The 19,472-nt window shown below is 70.8% G+C and carries 15 protein-coding genes; 12 read left to right on the forward strand and 3 right to left on the reverse strand.

The genetic code is table 11. From position 1 onward, the window contains the following. Window positions 1–7: 7 nt before the first annotated feature. Both OG199_RS16680 and OG199_RS16685 read right to left on the reverse strand, forming a co-directional pair. The gene (locus tag OG199_RS16680; RefSeq protein ID WP_148010269.1) at window positions 8–379 is read right to left on the reverse strand and encodes a WhiB family transcriptional regulator; all 372 of its coding nucleotides are present in this window, start codon (window positions 377–379) and stop codon (window positions 8–10) included. Between the two features lie 200 nt (window positions 380–579). After that, the gene (locus tag OG199_RS16685; RefSeq protein WP_351715785.1) at window positions 580–1,272 is read right to left on the reverse strand and encodes a DUF1707 domain-containing protein; all 693 of its coding nucleotides are present in this window, start codon (window positions 1,270–1,272) and stop codon (window positions 580–582) included. Between the two features lie 232 nt (window positions 1,273–1,504). Here OG199_RS16685 and OG199_RS16690 point away from each other — a divergent pair, with 232 nt between their 5' ends. The 7 genes from OG199_RS16690 (at window position 1,505) to OG199_RS16720 (ending at window position 11,591) form a co-directional block, all read left to right on the forward strand. Continuing rightward, window positions 1,505–3,172, forward strand: a complete 1,668-nt coding sequence (locus tag OG199_RS16690) for a fumarate hydratase (protein WP_405830088.1) — start codon at window positions 1,505–1,507, stop codon at window positions 3,170–3,172. 307 nt (window positions 3,173–3,479) lie between these two features. After that, on the forward strand, window positions 3,480–3,968 hold the full coding sequence (locus OG199_RS16695) for an SH3 domain-containing protein (RefSeq protein WP_401799361.1): 489 nt from the start codon (window positions 3,480–3,482) through the stop codon (window positions 3,966–3,968). 245 nt (window positions 3,969–4,213) lie between these two features. Then, window positions 4,214–5,053, forward strand: a complete 840-nt coding sequence (locus OG199_RS16700; protein ID WP_401799359.1) for a DUF2690 domain-containing protein — start codon at window positions 4,214–4,216, stop codon at window positions 5,051–5,053. A gap of 227 nt (window positions 5,054–5,280) precedes the next feature. Continuing rightward, a complete protein-coding gene (locus tag OG199_RS16705) occupies window positions 5,281–6,684 on the forward strand; it encodes a class II fumarate hydratase (protein ID WP_405830089.1) in 1,404 nt (467 codons plus the stop codon). A 115-nt stretch (window positions 6,685–6,799) separates the two neighbouring features. Next, the gene (locus OG199_RS16710; protein ID WP_356806756.1) at window positions 6,800–7,492 is read left to right on the forward strand and encodes a DUF402 domain-containing protein; all 693 of its coding nucleotides are present in this window, start codon (window positions 6,800–6,802) and stop codon (window positions 7,490–7,492) included. A 316-nt stretch (window positions 7,493–7,808) separates the two neighbouring features. Continuing rightward, the gene (locus OG199_RS16715; protein ID WP_356806754.1) at window positions 7,809–9,959 is read left to right on the forward strand and encodes a SpoIIE family protein phosphatase; all 2,151 of its coding nucleotides are present in this window, start codon (window positions 7,809–7,811) and stop codon (window positions 9,957–9,959) included. A 168-nt stretch (window positions 9,960–10,127) separates the two neighbouring features. Continuing rightward, on the forward strand, window positions 10,128–11,591 hold the full coding sequence (locus OG199_RS16720; protein ID WP_356806753.1) for a catalase: 1,464 nt from the start codon (window positions 10,128–10,130) through the stop codon (window positions 11,589–11,591). A 130-nt stretch (window positions 11,592–11,721) separates the two neighbouring features. Here OG199_RS16720 and OG199_RS16725 read toward each other — a convergent pair whose 3' ends face one another. Next, on the reverse strand, window positions 11,722–14,025 hold the full coding sequence (locus OG199_RS16725) for a transglycosylase domain-containing protein (protein ID WP_405830091.1): 2,304 nt from the start codon (window positions 14,023–14,025) through the stop codon (window positions 11,722–11,724). A gap of 315 nt (window positions 14,026–14,340) precedes the next feature. Between OG199_RS16725 and OG199_RS16730 the strand changes: the two genes are divergently transcribed. The 5 genes from OG199_RS16730 to OG199_RS16750 all read left to right on the forward strand — a co-directional run bounded on the left by OG199_RS16730 (window position 14,341) and on the right by OG199_RS16750 (window position 19,465). Further along, on the forward strand, window positions 14,341–15,312 hold the full coding sequence (locus OG199_RS16730) for an SPFH domain-containing protein (RefSeq protein ID WP_356809513.1): 972 nt from the start codon (window positions 14,341–14,343) through the stop codon (window positions 15,310–15,312). After that, on the forward strand, window positions 15,309–15,560 hold the full coding sequence (locus tag OG199_RS16735; RefSeq protein ID WP_356809512.1) for a hypothetical protein: 252 nt from the start codon (window positions 15,309–15,311) through the stop codon (window positions 15,558–15,560). Before OG199_RS16730 ends, OG199_RS16735 begins: the two co-directional genes overlap by 4 nt. 358 nt (window positions 15,561–15,918) lie before the next feature. Next, window positions 15,919–16,446, forward strand: a complete 528-nt coding sequence (locus OG199_RS16740; protein WP_266701130.1) for a PadR family transcriptional regulator — start codon at window positions 15,919–15,921, stop codon at window positions 16,444–16,446. Beyond that, complete coding sequence (locus tag OG199_RS16745) at window positions 16,443–17,132, forward strand: ABC transporter ATP-binding protein (RefSeq protein ID WP_356799719.1); 690 nt, start codon at window positions 16,443–16,445, stop codon at window positions 17,130–17,132. The genes OG199_RS16740 and OG199_RS16745 overlap by 4 nt, the downstream gene beginning before the upstream one ends. After that, window positions 17,129–19,465, forward strand: a complete 2,337-nt coding sequence (locus OG199_RS16750) for an ABC transporter permease (RefSeq protein ID WP_405830094.1) — start codon at window positions 17,129–17,131, stop codon at window positions 19,463–19,465. The genes OG199_RS16745 and OG199_RS16750 overlap by 4 nt, the downstream gene beginning before the upstream one ends. Window positions 19,466–19,472 lie beyond the last annotated feature (7 nt).

Genomic DNA, 19,472 nt, shown 5'->3' on the forward strand with positions numbered 1-19,472 from the left:
GTGCCGGCTAGCCGGCCGCTGCTATCGGGCCTCGCGCGGCCTTCTTGAGCTCCAGGTCACGGCGGCGGCGCCGGGCCAGCACCACCCGGCGCTCGGCGGCGGTGAGGCCGCCCCACACTCCGTACGGCTCGGGTTGCAGCAGCGCGTGTTCACGGCACTCGACCATCACGGGACAGCGGGCGCAGACGCGCTTGGCCGCCTCCTCGCGGGACAGCCGGGACGCCGTGGGCTCCTTGGAAGGCGCGAAGAACAGGCCGGCCTCGTCCCGCCGGCACACCGCCTCCGTGTGCCATGGGGCTTCCTGATCCCTGTCCCGCACTGGCGCCCGCTGGGCCGGAACGGCAGCTACCTGCAGGGACTGATGCGGCGGTTGCAGCACGGTCTACTCCTGACGACGGCTTCGCGAGCGTGCCGGGCACCGCGGGAACTCCCGCAGCGCCCTCCAAGAGACGATGCAGCAAGGCCTACCCGCTGTGCGCGCGCCTATGCACTGAGTCCCAAGAGCGGAGCCCGTCGTTCACGACGGAGCGCGCGCGGCACCGCGCCGGGGCGCCCCGGACGCCGTCGGATGCACGGGCGTCAGCGATCCAGGTGCTTGCGCAGACTCCGGTCCACCCGGTCCATCGCGCGGTCGAGGATGTCCGCGACCAGCTTGCCGCGCTTGGGCCGCGCCTCGACGTTGCCCAGGATCGCCAGGCCCTCGACGTAGATCACGGGCGCGTCGGGGTCGCCCGAATCCAGCGTGTCCGCCTCGAAGTTGCCGAGGACCCCGCCTCCGCTGCTGCGCAGCGACACGTTCTCCGGGACGCGGATCTCCACGTTGCCGAAGACCGAGATCACCCTGATCGCGACCTGCTGGTACTCGAAGATCGCCTCACTGAGGTCGATCTCGACGCTGCCGAAGACGGCGTACACATGAACACGACGGCCCGCGCGCCAGCGGCCCTTGCGCGTCGCGGTGCTGAACACCGCCACCACGTTCTCGTCGGCCTCCGCCGGGATGGCGCCCAGCCGGGGGCGGTTGGGCGCGGTCGCGTACGCGGGCACCGCGCGGCCCGCGTGGGCGGCCGGCAGGTCCCGGACGAACTGGTCGAGCTCACCGACCGTCTTGGTGGCCAGCACTCCTTCGACCCGCTCGGCGTGCTCGTCGGCCGTGAGGCGCCCCTCGGCGAGGGCCTCGCGCAGGATGTCGGCGATCCGGTCGCGGTCGGCGTCCGACGCGCGCAGTTCGGCGTCGGCGGCACGGGTTTCGGTGCGCTTCTGAAGGTCCACGGCAGCAGCGTACCCAAACGCGATAGATCGCGACTAGGGGTGTGGATAAAGATGTGGACAGCGAACTGAGCCCTACCTCACAGGCTCGCTGTCCGCACCAGGTTCTAGGCTGGTGGACGCCCGCCGACGGAGGCCGGCCTCCGCCGAGTGAGCGTGGTCGGGCTCCCGGCAAGGGTCTCGGCGCCCCGGAGGCGAACCGAGCCCCAAGAAATCAAGTGAGGAATGGGCGAAGATGCCTGAGTTCGCGTACACCGATCTGCTCCCCCAGGGAGAGGACACCACCCCCTACCGGCTGGTGACCTCCGAGGGTGTCTCCACCTTCGAGGCCGACGGGCGGACGTTCCTCAAGGTCGAGCCGGAGGCGCTGCGCAAGCTCGCCGCGGAGGCCATCCACGACATCCAGCACTATCTGCGGCCCGCGCACCTGGCCCAGCTGCGCCGGATCATCGACGACCCCGAGGCGTCGGCCAACGACAAGTTCGTCGCCCTGGACCTGCTGAAGAACGCGAACATCGCGGCCGCGGGCGTCCTGCCCATGTGCCAGGACACCGGCACGGCGATCGTCATGGGCAAGCGCGGCCAGAACGTCCTCACCGAGGGCGGGGACGAGTCGGCCCTGAGCCGCGGCATCTACGACGCCTACAAGAACCTGAACCTGCGCTACTCGCAGATGGCTCCGCTCACCATGTGGGAGGAGAAGAACACGGGCTCGAACCTGCCGGCGCAGATCGAGCTGTACGCGACCGACGGCGGCGCCTACAAGTTCCTCTTCATGGCCAAGGGCGGCGGCTCCGCGAACAAGAGCTTCCTGTACCAGGAGACGAAGGCCGTTCTCAACGAGTCCTCCATGATGAAGTTCCTGGAGGAGAAGATCCGTTCGCTCGGCACGGCCGCCTGCCCGCCGTACCACCTGGCGATCGTCGTCGGCGGGACGAGCGCCGAGTACGCCCTGAAGACCGCGAAGTACGCCTCCGCGCACTACCTGGACGAGATCCCGGCCGAGGGCTCCGAGCTGGGCCACGGCTTCCGGGACAAGGACCTGGAGCAGAAGGTCTTCGAGCTGACGCAGCAGATCGGCATCGGAGCGCAGTTCGGCGGCAAGTACTTCTGCCACGACGTGCGCGTGGTCCGCCTCCCCCGGCACGGCGCGTCCTGCCCCGTCGCGATCGCCGTGTCGTGTTCCGCGGACCGCCAGGCCGTCGCGAAGATCACCGCCGAGGGCGTCTTCCTGGAGCAGCTGGAGACGGACCCGGCGCGCTTCCTGCCCGAGACGACCGACGAGCACCTCGACGAGTCGGGCGACGTCGTCCGGATCGACCTCAACCAGCCGATGGACGACATCCTCGCCGAGCTGACCAAGTACCCGGTGAAGACCCGCCTCTCGCTCTCCGGTCCGCTGGTCGTGGCCCGTGACATCGCGCACGCCAAGATCAAGGAGCGGCTCGACGCGGGCGAGGAGATGCCGCAGTACCTGAAGGACCACCCGGTGTACTACGCCGGTCCCGCGAAGACGCCCGAGGGCTACGCCTCCGGCTCCTTCGGCCCGACGACGGCCGGCCGCATGGACTCCTACGTGGAGCAGTTCCAGGCGGCGGGCGGCTCCAAGGTGATGCTCGCGAAGGGCAACCGTTCCGCGCAGGTCACCCAGGCGTGCGACGCGCACGGCGGCTTCTACCTCGGCTCGATCGGCGGCCCCGCCGCCCGTCTCGCCCAGGACTGCATCAAGAAGGTCGAGGTCGTCGAGTACGAGGAGCTCGGCATGGAGGCCGTCTGGAAGATCGAGGTCGAGGACTTCCCGGCGTTCGTCGTGGTCGACGACAAGGGCAACGACTTCTTCCAGAACCCGGCCCCCGAGCCGACGTTCACCCACATCCCGGTGCGGGGTCCCGGGCTCGCGTAGCGCCTCCGGGGCGTCGGGAGCTCCTCCGGGGCGGCCGGGGTGGACGTCGCCCCGCCGGCCCCGGCCGCGCCGTCCCGGGAACTCCGCACCGGCGGCCCGACGGGTCTCGTCCCGCGCCGCCGGACGGCCCGAGCGGTCGTCCCGGGACGACCGCGCCACGTCGCCCACGCGGCTGCCCGATGTCCCACTTCGTCCCAGGAACAGTGGGACGGCATCTTTGCGCGCTTTGCCGTGAACACTCCGCAATGACCGGATCACAGCCTGTGATCCGCAGGTCATCTCGGAGGGAAATAGCATGATGAGTCGCATGTTGCGCAACGGCCTCGTGGCCGCGATCGCGGCTGTCGCCGTCTTCCCGGTCACGGCCGTCGCCTCCGCCGGCCCGGCCGCGCACCTTCCCGGCCAGGGCTCCGCGCCCGCACCGGCCGCCACGTCGAGCTGGTACCAGGTGCCGGGGCAGGGCAGCGTCCGGCGCCATGTGCCGGTCCGCGCCCGGCACCACGTCTCCACCCACGCCCGGTACCGCGTCATCACCCGCCACCACGCCCGCCACCACGTCGTCCGTCACGTATGGGGCCGTGTGACGACCCACCACATGCGGCTGCTCGTCCGCTCCGGACCGGGCACGGCCTACCGGATCGTCGGCTCGCGTCCGGACGGACGAGCGGTGGTCGTCTCCTGCAAGAAGCGGGGCTCCGCCGTCCGGGGCAACCACCACTGGTACCGCCTGGCCCACCACCGGGGGTACGTGTCCGCGCACTACGTCCGCACCGGCGGCGCCGTCCGCTGGTGCTGACGGGCGGGCCGGCGCCCGGCCCCTGAGTCCCGACGCCTCCTGACGGGGTGGGGGTCCACCCCGTCAGGAGGTCCTACGAGTCGATCAGCCGACCACCCGACCACCCCACCGGTGCCGGAACCGCAGGTCAACTCCCTCTCATCATCCCGTTCGCATTCGGGCGATCCGGGTGTGCGCGGGCACACGGAGAGGGAACGGATCAGGCGGCCACCCCGGCACGGCGAGGGAGCGAGATGGAGAGCCACGTGACGGTCAAGAGACAGCCGCTGCCCGACTCGTTGGACGACGCGGAACGACTCGACGAGGAACTCCTCCTGGTGGAGCGGCTGCGCGGCCTCAGGCAGCGGACGGGGCTGAGCCTGGCCGCGCTGGCCGCCGTCACCCCGTTCAGCAAGTCGACGTGGCACCGCTATCTGAACGGCACCCAGTTCCCGCCGCGCTCGGCGGTCGAGTCCCTCGGCCGGCTCGCGCAGACCGATCCCGGTCCCCTGCTCTCCCTGTGGGACGCCGTGTCCAGGAGCCGGTGCGGGGCGGTAGGCCTGCCCGCGCAGGCCCTGCCCCCACGGGTCCCGTCCGCACAGGGCCCGGCCCCGGACGCGCCGGTTCGGGGCCGGCGCGTCCGGCCGCCGAACCGGGCCGTCATCGCCCTCGCGGCGGTGGCGGCCGCCACCATGGCGGTCACCGCGGGCGCCGCCGAGGTCCTCGACACCGACCTCGCCCCGGCGCCCGCGGCGGCCGCCTCCTGCCGCGGCCATGGCTGCCAGGGACAGTTCCCGACCTCCGAGACCTGCGGCCGTGACGCGCGTACGGAGAGCGCGGTCGCGGTCGCGGGAGAGGTCGTAGTGCTGCGTTTCTCCGCGTCGTGCGCGACGGTCTGGTCCGAGGTCCGTACCCGGACCGGCGGCGCGCGGGAGATCTCGGTCCGGGCAGGGCGGGACGAGCTGTCCGCCGCCTACCCGGGCGACCCGGGGGACGGCTACAGCAGTCCGATGCTGGCCGCGGCGAGCCCGCGCGGCGCGGAGGCCTGTGCCGAGGTGGCCGGGCAGTTCGCGTGCACCGCCCCCGTCGGCGGCGCACGGCACTGACTCCCGCCGGGAACGAGGGCCGTAGCGGGTACACCAGGAACACCGGACCGGGAACACGGGGAACACCGGGAACACCGGGGAACACCCGCGACGGGCACACCCCGAGCACCGGCCGCGCGGGCCGTACGGACCATACGGGGCGCACGGGGCACACGGGGAACACAGCCCCGGACGTCCGGGAACACCGGGCACGTCCGCGATGCTGTCCCCACTGGAGGTGACCGGCAATGGCCGATGAACAGGCAGCAGCCCCGTACCGGATCGAGCACGACTCGATGGGTGAGGTCAGGGTGCCCGCGGACGCGAAGTGGCGGGCCCAGACCCAGCGGGCCGTGGAGAACTTCCCCATCTCGGGGCAGCGGCTCGAACGCGCGCACATCGAGGCACTCGCACGGATCAAGGGGGCGGCCGCCAAGGTCAACGCCCGGCTCGGGGTGCTCGACAAGGACGTGGCCGAGGCGGTCCAGGAGGCCGCGGCCGAGGTCGCCGAGGGGCGCTGGGACGCGCACTTCCCGGTGGACGTCTTCCAGACGGGCTCCGGCACGTCCTCGAACATGAACACCAACGAGGTCATCGCCACGCTCGCCACCGAGCGGCTCGGCCGCGACGTCCACCCCAACGACCACGTGAACGCCTCGCAGTCGTCGAACGACGTCTTCCCGTCCTCGATCCACATCGCCGCCACCGCCGCGGTGACCCGGGACCTCGTCCCGGCGCTCGACCACCTCGCCGCCGCCCTGGAGCGCAAGGCGCAGGAGTTCGCCGACGTCGTGAAGTCGGGGCGCACCCACCTCATGGACGCCACCCCCGTCACACTCGGACAGGAGTTCGGCGGCTACGCGGCCCAGGTGCGCTACGGGATCGAACGGCTGAACGCCTCACTGCCCCGGCTGGCCGAACTGCCGCTGGGCGGGACGGCCGTGGGCACCGGGATCAACACGCCCCCCGGGTTCTCCGCCGCCGTGATCGCGGAGGTGGCACGGGACACCGGACTGCCGCTCACCGAGGCCCGCGACCACTTCGAGGCACAGGGCGCGCGGGACGGGATCGTCGAGACGAGCGGCCAGCTGCGGACCATCGCGGTCGGGCTGACGAAGATCTCCAACGACCTGCGCTGGATGGCGTCCGGACCGCGGACCGGCCTGGCCGAGATCAGCCTGCCCGACCTCCAGCCGGGTTCCTCGATCATGCCGGGCAAGGTCAATCCCGTCATTCCCGAGGCCGTGCTGATGGTCGCGGCCCAGGTGATGGGCAACGACGCGACGGTCGCGGTCGCCGGGGCCGCCGGCAACTTCGAGCTCAACGTGATGCTTCCGGTCATCGCGAAGAACGTCCTGGAGTCCGTCCGGCTGCTCACCAACGTCTCCCGGCTGCTGGCCGACCGCACCGTCGACGGGATCGTCGCGCACCGCGAACGGGCCCGCGAGTACGCCGAGTCGTCACCGTCCGTCGTGACACCGCTCAACAAGTACATCGGGTACGAGGAGGCCGCCAAGGTGGCCAAGAAGGCACTGGCGGAGCGCAGGACCATCCGCCAGGTCGTCCTCGACTCCGGGTACCTGGAGCGGGGCGACCTCACCCTGGAGCAGCTGGACGAGGCGCTGGATGTCCTGCGGATGACGCATCCGTGACACCGCGCCCGCACCGGCGAACGCCGGATGACACCTCCGTTACGTCATGCGCGCCATGGCGCGAACCGTGACGCGCACCGCAGCGTCGTATGCCCGGGGCACCTAATATCTGTTCATGGCAGAGGGTGGAGCGGTGAGACGAGTGACAACGGGTGGGTCGACGGCGTACTGGGCCCCCGGGAGTCACATCCTGTGGCGGTACCGGGAGAACGCCGGCGAGCGCGTCCACATCTGCCGCCCCGTGACCGTCGTACGGGACGACGCGGAACTGCTCGCGGTGTGGATGGCGCCGGGCACGGAGTGCGTCAAGCCGGTGCTCGCCGACGGCACCCCGGTGCACGGAGAACCGCTGGAGTCGCGCTACACCAAGGCTCGTTCGGTGCTCCGGGACCGATGGTTCGGCACCGGGGTGCTGAAGCTGGCGCGGCCCGGCGACCCCTGGTCGGTGTGGCTGTTCTGGGAACCGGGGTGGCGTTTCAAGAACTGGTACGTGAACCTGGAGGCACCGCTGACCCGTTGGGAGGGCGGCGTCGACTCCGAGGACCACTTCCTGGACATCTCCGTACACCCGGACCGCAGTTGGTGCTGGCTCGACGAGGACGAGTTCGCACAGGCGCAGCGGGCCGGACTGATGGATACTCGACTGGCCGCGCAGGTGAGGGAGGCGGGGCTGCGCGCGGTGGAGGTGATCCGTGCCTGGGGCACGCCGTTCGCGGACGGCTGGCAGCACTGGCGCCCGGATCCGTCGTGGCCGGTTCCCGCCCTGCCCGATGACTGGGACCGTACGCCCGCGCACGTGTCCTCATGAGACCCTTGATGCGCCCCCGTGGTACAACCGTAGGATCGTCCTCCGCAAGGGCGCACAGCAGCAACTACCGCAGCATGCGCTGGGCTTGACCATACGTCACCGAGGGGCGGCAGGACGTGAGCGAGGGGTACGAGAGCCACGGCGGTACGGTCGGCGGACGGCCCGACGGGTCGCGCGGACCCGCTGGGGCGACGGCGTTCCCGTCGGCACCTGCCGGGCCCGGCTCGCACGACGCGCAGATTCCGTTCCTGGGGCACACATTCCGGGTATCGGGGCTGCGGGACGAACTGCACGCACGGCGCGCAGCCCCGGACGGATGGATTCGACACGCGTGACGGAGCACCCCACCTCACACGAGCGCCGCCAGAGCGGCGCCGGCCGGCCCTCCACCCCCGCGGACCCTCGCGGGGCGCTCCTGCACACCCCGGAGGCGCTGCGCGCGCCGGGCGCCTTACCCGCGCAGCCGGCCCGCACGGGTGACGCCTCGGCCGGTTCTGGCGCGCCCTACGGCCAGCACGGGACGCCGGGCAACCAGACCTCCGCGAGCACCGACGCGCCGTCGCCCTCCGGCACCGGCGCGCCGACACCGTCCGCCTCCCCCGGCCCCGAGCACTCCCAGCCGTCGGCCGCGGAGCCCGATCCGCACCGCCCGCGCCCCGCGCCCGAGGGCATCCCGGCCCAGCCGGTCGACAAGGACCGCGCGCCCGGGAGCGGCGGCAAGGACCGGCGTACCGGGCAGGGCCTGCCGCACGCGGGCCCGATGCCGATGCGGCGCGACGGGGACCGGCTGCGCTTCGTGGGCGCGGCGACCCGGCGCATCGCCCGCGGCATCGATCTCGACGAGATCGTGATGGGCCTGTGCCGCGCCACCGTGCCGACCTTCTCGGACGCGATCCTCGTCTATCTGCGCGATCCGCTGCCGGTCGGCGACGAGCGGCCCACCGGGCCCCTGGTGCTGCGGCTGCGGCGTACCGACCGGATCCCGGAGGAACGCGACACCGAGAACGGCTTCATGCCCGCGCTGCGGCCCGAGCCCAGCGAGCTGTCGGCGATGACGGCCGAGCTGTGCGAGGTGCGTCCCGGTGGCGCGCTGGCCGAGGTGCTGCGCGGGGTACGGCCCGTCTTCGCGGACGCGCCCGCCGCGCGGGCCGCGCTGCCCGAGCTGCTGGGCGACGAGCTGGCCGTGCCCAGCGGCCAGCGCGCGATCCTGGCTCCGCTGCGGGGGCGGCGCCGGGTGATCGGGGCCGCGCTCTTCGTGCGCCGTCCCGAGCGGATGGCCTTCGAGCCCGACGACCTGCTCGTCGCGGCCCAGCTCGCCACGCACAGCGCGCTCGGCATCGACAAGGCGGTGCTGTACGGCCGCGAGGCCTACATCGCCGACGAGCTCCAGCGCACCATGCTGCCCGAGACCCTGCCGCGGCCCACGGGCGTACGGCTCGCGTCCCGCTATCTGCCGGCCGCGGAGACCGCACGGGTCGGTGGCGACTGGTACGACGCGATCCCGCTGCCGGGCAGCCGTGTCGCCCTGGTCGTCGGGGACGTCATGGGCCACTCGATGACCTCGGCCGCGATCATGGGCCAGCTGCGGACGACCGCGCAGACCCTCGCCGGGCTCGATCTGCCCCCGCAGGAGGTACTGCACCACCTGGACGAACAGGCGCAGCGGCTGGGCACCGACCGCATGGCGACCTGTCTGTACGCCGTCTACGACCCGGTCTCGCACCGGATCACCATCGCCAACGCGGGCCATCCGCCACCGGTCCTGCTGCACCTGGGCGGCCGGGCCGAGGTGCTGCGGGTGCCGCCGGGTGCCCCCATCGGCGTAGGAGGGGTGGACTTCGAGGCGGTCGAGCTGGACGCGCCCGCCGGGGCCACGCTGCTGCTTTACACCGACGGCCTGGTCGAGTCCCGGCTCAGGGACGTGTGGACCGGGATAGAGCAGCTGCGCGAGAAGCTCGCCGCCACCGCGCAGCTGACCGGACCCGACCATCCGCCGCCCCTCGAAGCCCTGTGCGACGAGGTGCTGGACATGCTCGGTCCGGGCGACCGGGACGACGACATCGCGCTGCTCGCCGCCCGCTTCGACGGGATCGCGCCGAGCGACGTGGCGTACTGGTACCTGGAGCCGGAGGACGCGGCCCCCGGACGGGCCCGGCGCCTCGCCCGCCGCGCGCTCTCCCGCTGGGGCATGGAGGACATGAGCGACTCCGTCGAGCTGCTGGTCAGCGAGGTGGTGACCAACGCCGTGCGCTACGCCTCGCGCCCCGTGACGCTGCGGCTGCTGCGGACGGACGTGCTGCGCTGCGAGGTCGGCGACGACGTGCCCCAGCTGCCGCGGCTGCGGCAGGCGCGCGCCACGGACGAGGGCGGTCGCGGCCTCTACCTGGTCAACAAACTGGCCAGACGGTGGGGTGCGACCCGGCTGAGCACCGGAAAGGTGGTCTGGTTCGAGTTGAACCGGGGATGACGGGGTACTCGCCGGTCCTCACCCCAGGGGCGGCCCGTTTCGGTACAGGCTCCGGAACCGGACCAGAGCTGGACCGTGTCCAGATGTTGCCGACATCCCGTCGGCGGAGTTGACTGCTGGGGTGGACGAAGCGACCTAAAGAGCCTCTTATTCGACGGGAGGACGCTCGTGACGCAGGCACCCCAGAAGGTTCCGTACACCACGAACAACGTCGGAATTCCGGTGGAGAGCGACGAACACTCGCTGACCGTCGGCCCCGACGGCCCGATTCTGCTCCAGGACCACTACCTCATCGAGAAGATGGCCCAGTTCAACCGGGAGCGGGTCCCCGAGCGTGTGGTGCACGCCAAGGGCAGTGGCGCGTACGGATTCTTCGAAGTCACCAATGACGTCAGCCAGTTCACCAAGGCTGACCTGTTCCAGCCGGGCAAACGTACCGAGATGCTGGCCCGGTTCTCCACTGTCGCCGGCGAACAGGGTTCGCCCGACACCTGGCGCGACCCCCGGGGATTCGCGCTGAAGTTCTACACCGAGCACGGCAACTACGACATGGTGGGCAACAACACGCCGGTCTTCTTCGTCCGTGACACGATCAAGTTCCAGGACTTCATCCGCTCGCAGAAGCGCAGCCCCGTGACCGGACTGCGCGACAACGACATGCAGTGGGACTTCTGGACCCTCTCCCCCGAGTCCGCGCACCAGGTGACGTGGCTGATGGGCGACCGGGGTGTCCCGAAGACCTACCGCCACATGAACGGGTACAGCTCGCACACGTACATGTGGATCAACGGTGCCGGTGAGCGGTTCTGGGTCAAGTACCACTTCAAGACCGACCAGGGGATCGAGTTCCTCACCCAGTCCGAGGCCGACGAGCTGGCCGGGTCGGACGCGGACAAGCACCGCCGGGACCTGTTCGAGTCGATCCAGTCCGGGAACGCGCCGACCTGGAGCCTGAAGGTCCAGATCATGCCGTTCGAGGACGCGGCGGACTACCGCTTCAATCCCTTCGACCTGACCAAGGTCTGGCCGCACGCGGACTACCCGCTGATCGACGTCGGCCGGATGACGCTGGACAGGAATCCGGAGGACTACTTCATCCACATCGAGCAGGCCGCCTTCGAGCCGTCCAACCTGGTGCCGGGCATCGGCCCCTCGCCGGACAAGATGCTGCTGGGCCGGCTGTTCTCGTACCCGGACACCCACCGGTACCGGATCGGCCCGAACTACGCGCAGCTGCCGCCGAACCGGCCGCACTCCCCGGTGAGCTCGTACGCCAAGGACGGGCCGATGCGCTACGAGCCGTCGAACGCGGCCCGGCCGTACGCCCCCAACTCCTACGGCGGGCCCGCGGCCGACTTCTCCCGCTTCGGCGACCCGGCGAGCTGGCAGACCGCCGGTGAGCTGGTGCGCGAGGCGTACAAGCCGCACCGCGAGGACGACGACTGGGGTCAGGCGGGCACGATGGTCCGCCAGGTCCTCGACGCCGCGGCCCGCGACCGTCTCGTGTCGAACGTCAGTGGCCACCTGAAGGCCGGTGTGTCCCGCCCGGTCCTGGACCGCGCGGTCCAGTACTGGCGCAACGTCGACAAGGAGATCGGCGACCGGATCGCCAAGGAGGTCAACGGCGGCTGAACCGGCCGCCTCCGGCGACGGCCGGCGGAATCGCGGTCCCGTACGAGTCCCGACGAGTCCCGTACGGAGGGAAGGGCGCCCGGTGGTTCACCGGGCGCCCTTCTCGTGAGCCGTGGGCCCGCCGGCCCGTCTATGGCCGCTGCTGGTCCTCCGGGTCGAACGGGTCCGTCGAGTTCTCGCCGGTCGGCGTTCCGCTCGGCGAGACCGGCGCCGTCGTCGTCGGGGCGGTCGGGGGCTCGGACGTCCTGGTCGGCGGGCTGCTGCTCGTCGGCGGCCGGGTCGTCGGCTTCTCGGTGGTCGGCGTCTGCGACGGCGTCTCGCTCGGCGTCCGGCTCGGCGTGTCGCTCGGCGTCGGCTCCATCGCCGCGCCCTGGGTGGTGTTCAGGTCGAAGGCGGTGACCCTGCCCATCGCGTTGAAGGTGTACGCGGCCCAGATCTGGGCGGGGAAGCCACCGCCGTTGACACGACCGCCGCCCGCGGCGCCCTTCAGCGACACCTGGGTGCCCTGCTTGACCGTCTTGCCGCTCGAGTCCTTGCGGTCCTTGGGGACCTCGCCGAAGAGGCCGACCGAGGTGACCAGGTTGGGCGTGTAGCCGGTGAACCAGGCGGACTTGTTGTTGTCGGACGTACCCGTCTTGCCCGCGACCTGCTGACCGTCGCGGTCGGACGCCTGCGCCACCGACACCTGGGCCGTACCGTCGTTGACCACGCCGGTGAGCACCGAGGTCACCGTGTCGGCCGCCTCGGAGCTGATGACCTGGCCGCCGACCGGGTTCGGGAACGAGACCGTACGGTCCTTGTGCTCGGCCGAGGCGACGACGGCCGGGGTGACCTTGCGTCCGTGGTTGTCGAGGGTCGCGTAGGCCCCCGCCATCTCCAGCGGACTCGCGCCCATGGAGCCGAGCGTCTGCGCGGGCACCGGCTGCAGCTTCTCCGTGTGCATCCCGAGATCGCCCGCGACCTTGAGGACCTTGTCCATGCCGACGTCGACGCCCATCTGCGCGAAGACGGAGTTGATGGACTTGTTCATCGCCGTCTGGACGGTGACGGGCCCGTAGCTCTGGTTGTCCTCGTTGGGCGGCGCGAACCCGATGGTGCTGCCCTTGACGGCACGACCGCTCGTTCCGTCGTACATCGTGTTCGCCGTGATGTCCTGGCCGTCCTGCGTCTTGGCCTGCTCCTCCAGGGCCGCGGCGAAGATGAGCGGCTTGAAGGTGGACGCCGGCTGGTAGTCCGGGCGGGTCGCGTTGTTGACGTAGTGCTTGAAGTAGTCCTCGCCGCCGTACATCGCGACGACCTTGCCCGTCTTGGGGTCCACGGACGCGGCGCCGGCCTCGACGTCACCGTCGACCCGCCGCTTCTTCTCGTCCAGTTTGCTGCTCAGCTTCGTCTTGACGGCGACTTCCAGCTGCGTCTGCTTCTTCTTGTCGATGTTGAGCGTGATCGTCCAGCCGCCCGCGTCGACGATCGCCTTGGCGTCCTCGTAGTTCGCGGCGGAGCCCTGGGCGACGAGCCGGTTGGCCAGCGCGCTGTTCGCCGCGTCCACGAGGTAGCCGGTCTGTCCCTGCATGCCGGGGACGCCCTTGGGGTCCTGCGGCACCGGGAACTTCATGGTCTGACGCTTGGCCGCGTCCAGCCACCCCTCCTCGACCATGTTGTCGAGGGTGTAGTTCCAGCGGGCCGTGACCAGTCGCTTGCCGGTGTCGGTGGCGACGCCCCAGTCGTACTGGCTCGGGGCCTGCAGCAGCGAGGCGAGGTAGGCGCCCTGCTCGACCGTGAGGTCGCTCGCGTCCTTGCCGTAGTACGCCTGCGCCGCGGCCTGGATGCCGTACGAGTTGCGGCCGTAGTAACTGGTGTTGATGTAGCCCGCGAGGACGTCGTCCTTGGTCTGCTGACGGTCCACCTTCAGCGCGATGACCAGTTCCTTCAGCTTGCGCGTGACGGTCTGGTCCTGGGTCAGGTAGTAGTTCTTGACGTACTGCTGGGTGATCGTCGAGCCACCCTGCTTGCCCTTGCCGGACAGGGTGTTCAGCAGGCCGCGGGCCGTGCCCCGCAGGTCGACGCCGGAGTCCTTGTAGAAGGACTTGTTCTCCGCGGCGACGAAGGTCAACTGAACGGGCTTGGGCACCTTGTCCAGACCCACGATCTCTCGGTTGACCTTGCCGGTACGGGCCAGGGTCGAACCGTCGCTGTACTTGTAGACGTTGCTCTGCTGCTGCGCCGCCGCGTTGCCCTGCGGTATGGACACGACCATGTAGAGCACGAGGAAGGCGCCCATGCCCAGCAGGCAGAAGCCCAGGAACGTACCGAGGATCGTCTTCCAGTTCAGGAACCTGCGTATGCCGCTGCGGCGGGGCTTGGTCCCGGAGGAGCCCCCGGCCGCGGCGCGACGGCCACCGCGCTGCCGCGCTCGTCTCTCGTCCGCTCGTCCCATGGCTCCGTCCGCTCCGCTTCGGTCTCGGGTCGCGCTCTCTTGTACGCGTGTCCTGCCGGGTTCACTCACGCGTCCGGTGCCGCGTTCGTTCTGGTGCCGCACACAGGTTCTTCGCTGAGGTCAGCTCAGCAAACTAACACCACGTGCTGGGACAAAGTCCCGCCGATCGACACTTCCACGGACGTGACAATCAGCACGCAATGCGCATCAGCCCCACCAGAACCGACGTACGAGAGGAGTGGAAGGTTGCCGTGCGGGGTAAAGTGATATCACTTAGCTAGACTAACGCTAAGCCATACGAGACGGGGGCTCACCATGTCCGCACACGACTCCGCGAACCATTCCGGCCACGGCTCCACCGCCGGCCCCACACCCGTCGCCGACGTGCCGCCGATACCGGCCCCGCGGGTGCGGGAGTTCGCCGCGCACAGCATCGGGGGCGGACTCGCGCTGCTGCTCGGGCTGGTCGGACTGCTGCTCGGAGCCGCGATGATCGTGGGCGCCACGGCCGTCACCGCGGCCGGGGGCAAGGCGGCGCTGATCGTCGCCGGCATCCTGGTCGGCCTCGCCGCGTTCATCGCGATGTGCGGGCTGAACACGGTGGCGCCGGGCGAGGCCCGGGTCGTGCAGCTCTTCGGGCGGTACCGGGGGACGATCCGTCAGGACGGCCTGCGCTGGGTGAACCCCTTCACCTCCCGGGTGAAGATCTCGACCCGGGTACGCAACCACGAGACCGCGGTCCTCAAGGTCAACGACGCCTACGGCAACCCGATCGAGCTCGCCGCGGTCGTGGTCTGGCGGGTCGAGGACACCGCACAGGCCAGCTTCGAGGTCGACGACTTCCTGGAGTTCGTCGCCACCCAGACCGAGGCGGCCGTCCGGCACATCGCGATCGAGTACCCCTACGACGCCCACGACGAGGAGGGGCTCTCCCTGCGCGGCAACGCGGAGGAGATCACCGAGAAGCTCGCCGTCGAACTGCGCGCGCGGGTGGACGCGGCCGGCGTCTCCATCATCGAGTCGCGCTTCACGCATCTCGCGTACGCTCCCGAGATCGCCTCCGCGATGCTCCAGCGCCAGCAGGCGGGGGCGGTCGTGGCGGCACGGCGGCAGATCGTCGACGGTGCGGTCGGGATGGTCGAGGCGGCGCTCGCCCGGATCACCGAGCGGGACATCGTCGAGCTGGACTCGGAGCGGAAGGCGGCGATGGTGTCGAACCTGATGGTGGTGCTGTGCGGTGACCGGGCTCCGCAGCCGGTCCTGAACGCGGGGTCCCTCTACCAGTGACGGAGCCATCCGGGGAGGCGGGGGCCCAGCGGCGGCCGCCGCAGCAGCGCAAGCAGGTGCTGTTGCGGCTGGATCCGCTCGTGTACGAGGCGCTGGCCCGCTGGGCGGGTGACGAACTGCGTTCCGCCAACGCGCAGATCGAGTTCCTGCTGCGCAGGGCGTTGTCCGAGGCGGGGCGACTGCCGGGGGGCACGGGACCGATGCCGCGGCGGGGGCGTCCGCCGGCCCCCGACCAGCGGGACCCGTAGCCCTTCCCGGCCCGCCCCTCGGGGCTTCGCCCCGCGACCCCGGGCGGCGAGTTCTTCGGGCGCGGGTGGACGGGGGCTGGTCGCGCAGTTCCCCGCGCCCCTAAAAACACCCGCCGCGCCGGCGCCTTCAGTGCGGGCCCGTCTCCAGCGCGGGCCCGCTTCTCCAGCCCGTCCGGCGTTTGAGGACGAGGCCGTTCAGGCCGAAGCGGGGGTCTGGGGGCGGCAGCCCCCAGGGGACGGGCGGCCCCGGTGACAGAACCGTGACAATGGCCGCTGACCTGGACACCATCGCTCCCTGCCATGGCCTATGCGCAGCATGTATACGCACGGTGTATACCCCGTGTGTAGAGTGCTCCGCATGTCCATCGGTCACACCCTCCTGGGACTCCTGGAGTCCGGGCCCCGCCACGGCTACGACCTCAAGCGGGCCTTCGACGAGAAGTTCGGTCACGACCGGCCGCTGCACTACGGCCAGGTCTACTCGACGATGTCGCGACTGCTGAAGAACGGCCTCGTGGAGGTCGACGGGATAGAGGCGGGCGGCGGACCCGAACGCAAGCGGTACGCGATCACCGACGCCGGCATCACCGACGTACAGCAGTGGCTCGCCACGCCCGAGAAGCCCGAGCCGTACCTCCAGTCGACCCTCTACACCAAGATCGTCCTCGCCCTCCTCACCGGCCGCGACGCGGCCGACATCCTCGACACCCAGCGCTCGGAACACCTGCGCATGATGCGCATCCTCACCGACCGCAAGCGCCGGGGCGACCTCGCCGACCAGCTGATCTGCGACCACGCACTCTTCCACCTCGAGGCCGACCTGCGGTGGCTGGAGCTCACCGCCGCCCGCCTCGACAAACTCCGCGAGGCGGTGACGACCCGATGAACGCCCCCTCCGGCTCCCTGCTGACCGCGTCGGAACTCCGTAAGAGCTACGGCCCCACCACCGCCCTGGACGGCGCCGAGTTCTCCATCCACCCCGGCGAGGTCGTCGCCGTGATGGGCCCCTCCGGCTCCGGCAAGTCCACCCTGCTGCACTGCCTCGCCGGCATCGTGCCGCCCGACTCCGGCTCGATCATGTACGCCGGACGCGAGATGGCCACCATGAACGACGCGCAGCGCAGCGCCCTGCGCCGCAGCGAGTTCGGCTTCGTCTTCCAGTTCGGCCAGCTCGTACCCGAACTGACCTGCGTCGAGAACGTCGCCCTTCCGCTGCGCCTCAACGGCACCGGCCGCAAGGAGGCCGAGCGCACCGCCCTGACCTGGATGGAACGCCTGGAGGTCGACGACCTCAGGTCCAAGCGGCCCGGCGAGGTCTCCGGCGGTCAGGGCCAGCGCGTGGCCGTGGCCCGCTCCCTGGTCACCAGCCCGCGCGTGCTGTTCGCCGACGAGCCGACCGGCGCACTCGACTCGCTCAACGGCGAGCGCGTGATGGAACTGCTCACCGAGGCCGCCCGCTCCACCAACGCCGCCGTCGTCCTCGTCACGCACGAAGCGCGGGTGGCCGCCTACTCGGACCGCGAGATCGTCGTACGCGACGGCAAGTCCCGTGACATGGAGCGCGTCATATGAACGTGCGCCAGTGGTCCAGGGACCTGGCCATGGGCGCCAGGTTCGCCTTCACCGGCGGACGTGAGGGCTGGACCCGCGCGGTCCTCACGGCCGTCGGGGTCGGGCTCGGCGTGGCACTGCTGTTGCTCACCACGGCGATACCGAGTGCGCTCCAGGCGCGCAGCGACCGCGAGAAGGCCCGTACGGACATCACGTTCAGCGATGTGGGCATCCCCAAGGCGTCCGACCGGACCCTGCTCGTCGCGTCCGTCGACGACACCTACCGCGACAAGGACATCCGCGGCCGCGAGGTGCAGCCCGAGGGGTCCCGGGCGCCCGTGCCGCCGGGGGTGAAAAAGAACCCGGCACTGGGTGAGATGGTGGTGTCCCCCGCACTGGCGGACCTGCTGAAGTCCGGCGACGGGAAACTGCTGCGCGAACGGCTGCCGTACCGCGTCATCGGAACGATCGGGGAGCCCGGTCTCGTCGGCGCGAACGAACTCGCCTTCTACGCGGGCGCCGACGACCTCGCCCCGAGGATCGACGGCTCCCGGGTGACCCGTATCGAGCACTTCGGGCAGCCCCTCGGACCGCCCGACAGCCTGGACCCGGTACTCGTCCTGCTGATCATCGTCGTCTTCGTGGTGCTGCTGCTCCCGGTCGGTGTCTTCATCGCCGCGGCCGTACGCTTCGGCGGCGAGCGGCGCGACCGGCGGCTCGCGGCACTGCGCCTGGTCGGGTCCGACAGCCGGATGACCCGGCGGATCGCCGCGGGCGAGGCCCTCGCCGGCGCCGTCCTCGGGCTCGCCTTCGGCACGGTCTTCTTCCTGCTGGCCCGTCAACTGGCCGGGTCCGTGGAGATCTTCGGCAAGAGCGTGTTCCCGAGCTATCTGAACCCCACGCCCGCACTGGCCGCCCTGGTCGCCGTCGCGGTGCCCGCGGCCGCGGTCGTCGTCACCCTGCTCGCGCTGCGCGGGGTCGTCATCGAGCCGCTCGGTGTGGTGCGTGCGGCCAAACCCGCACGGCGCCGGCTGTGGTGGCGGCTGCTGTTGCCCATCGCCGGACTCGCGATGCTCTACCCGATGATCGGCAAGGGCGACAGCAACGGGAACTTCAACCAGTACCTGGTGATCGGCGGCGTCCTGCTGCTCCTGATCGGCGTCACGGCGTTGCTGCCCTGGATCGTCGAAGCGGTGGTCACCCGGCTCGGCTCCGGCTCGGTGTCCTGGCAACTCGCCATCCGCAGACTCCAGTTGAGCACCGGAACGGCGGCCCGCATGGTCAACGGCATCGCGGTCGCGGTGGCCGGCGCCATCGCCCTGCAAATGCTGTTCGCCGGGGTCGAGGGCGACTACACCAAGGATTCGACGAACGACGTCCAGCGGGCTCAGATGCAGGTCCGCCTGCCGTACGACGTCCCGCTCGACCATGCCCGCGAGCAGTACGCGCGGACCGCGGGCGTACGGCAGGTCGCCGCGATCGGCTCCGGTTCCCTGGGTGACAAGAAGCGGGATCCGGGCGCGACCACGTCCATGACCGTCGGCAACTGCGCCTCGCTGCGCGAGGTGGCCACGCTGCCGACATGCCGGGACGGCGACGTCTTCCTGATCAAGGGCGCCGACGCCGACCCGGACGCGCTGAAGCTCGGCGAACCCGGCCGGACCCTCTACCTCGACCCCTCCTACGACCAGAGCTTCGTGGGCAGGCAGGTCGCCTGGACCGTGCCGAAGGACATCAAGGAAGCCAAGGTCCGCGCCGACGCGACGAACGGTCTGACCGGCGGCATCCTGTTCACTCCGAGCGCACTGCCCTCGCGGGGCATGGAGGCGGTCGAGGGCAACGTCTACCTGCAGATCGACCAGTCGGCGCCGGACGTCTACGACCTCGTTCGCAACGCCACGGCGAAGCTCAGCCCGCTGGCCCACGCCTGGACATGGGCGTCGACCGAGCAGGACAACCGCTACACGTCCATCCGCACCGGCCTGTCCGTCGGCGCCACCTGCGTCCTGTTCCTGATCGGCGCGAGCCTGCTGATCTCCCAGCTGGAACAGCTGCGCGAGCGCAAGAAACTGCTCTCCGTCCTGGTCGCCTTCGGCACCCGGCGCCGCACGCTGAGCCTGTCGGTGCTGTGGCAGACCGCGATCCCCATCGCGCTGGGTCTCGTGCTCGCGTCGGTGGTCGGTCTGACCCTGGGCGGGGTCCTGCAGAAGATGACGGGCGTCTCGGTGCACGTGGACTGGTCGAGCCTGCTGTCGATGACCGGCATCGGTGCGGGAGTCGTCCTGCTGGTGACCGCCCTCAGCCTGCCGGCGCTGCTGCGTCTGATGAGACCGGACGGCCTTCGAACGGAATAGCCGTACG

It is taken from the genome of Streptomyces sp. NBC_01176 (genome assembly GCF_045039825.1).
In the GTDB taxonomy this organism is placed as follows: domain Bacteria; phylum Actinomycetota; class Actinomycetes; order Streptomycetales; family Streptomycetaceae; genus Streptomyces.

Excerpts from the sequence above, each read along its gene's own strand:
- OG199_RS16690 (WP_405830088.1), top strand. The coding sequence starts at position 1,505 with ATGCCTGAGTTCGCGTACACCGATCTGCTCCCCCAGGGAGAGGACACC.
- OG199_RS16695 (WP_401799361.1), top strand. The coding sequence starts at position 3,480 with ATGTTGCGCAACGGCCTCGTGGCCGCGATCGCGGCTGTCGCCGTCTTC.
- OG199_RS16705 (WP_405830089.1), top strand. The coding sequence starts at position 5,281 with ATGGCCGATGAACAGGCAGCAGCCCCGTACCGGATCGAGCACGACTCG.
- OG199_RS16710 (WP_356806756.1), top strand. The coding sequence starts at position 6,800 with ATGGCAGAGGGTGGAGCGGTGAGACGAGTGACAACGGGTGGGTCGACG.
- OG199_RS16715 (WP_356806754.1), top strand. The coding sequence starts at position 7,809 with ATGGATTCGACACGCGTGACGGAGCACCCCACCTCACACGAGCGCCGC.
- OG199_RS16725 (WP_405830091.1), bottom strand. The coding sequence starts at position 14,025 with ATGGGACGAGCGGACGAGAGACGAGCGCGGCAGCGCGGTGGCCGTCGC.
- OG199_RS16730 (WP_356809513.1), top strand. The coding sequence starts at position 14,341 with ATGTCCGCACACGACTCCGCGAACCATTCCGGCCACGGCTCCACCGCC.
- OG199_RS16740 (WP_266701130.1), top strand. The coding sequence starts at position 15,919 with ATGTCCATCGGTCACACCCTCCTGGGACTCCTGGAGTCCGGGCCCCGC.
- OG199_RS16745 (WP_356799719.1), top strand. The coding sequence starts at position 16,443 with ATGAACGCCCCCTCCGGCTCCCTGCTGACCGCGTCGGAACTCCGTAAG.
- OG199_RS16750 (WP_405830094.1), top strand. The coding sequence starts at position 17,129 with ATGAACGTGCGCCAGTGGTCCAGGGACCTGGCCATGGGCGCCAGGTTC.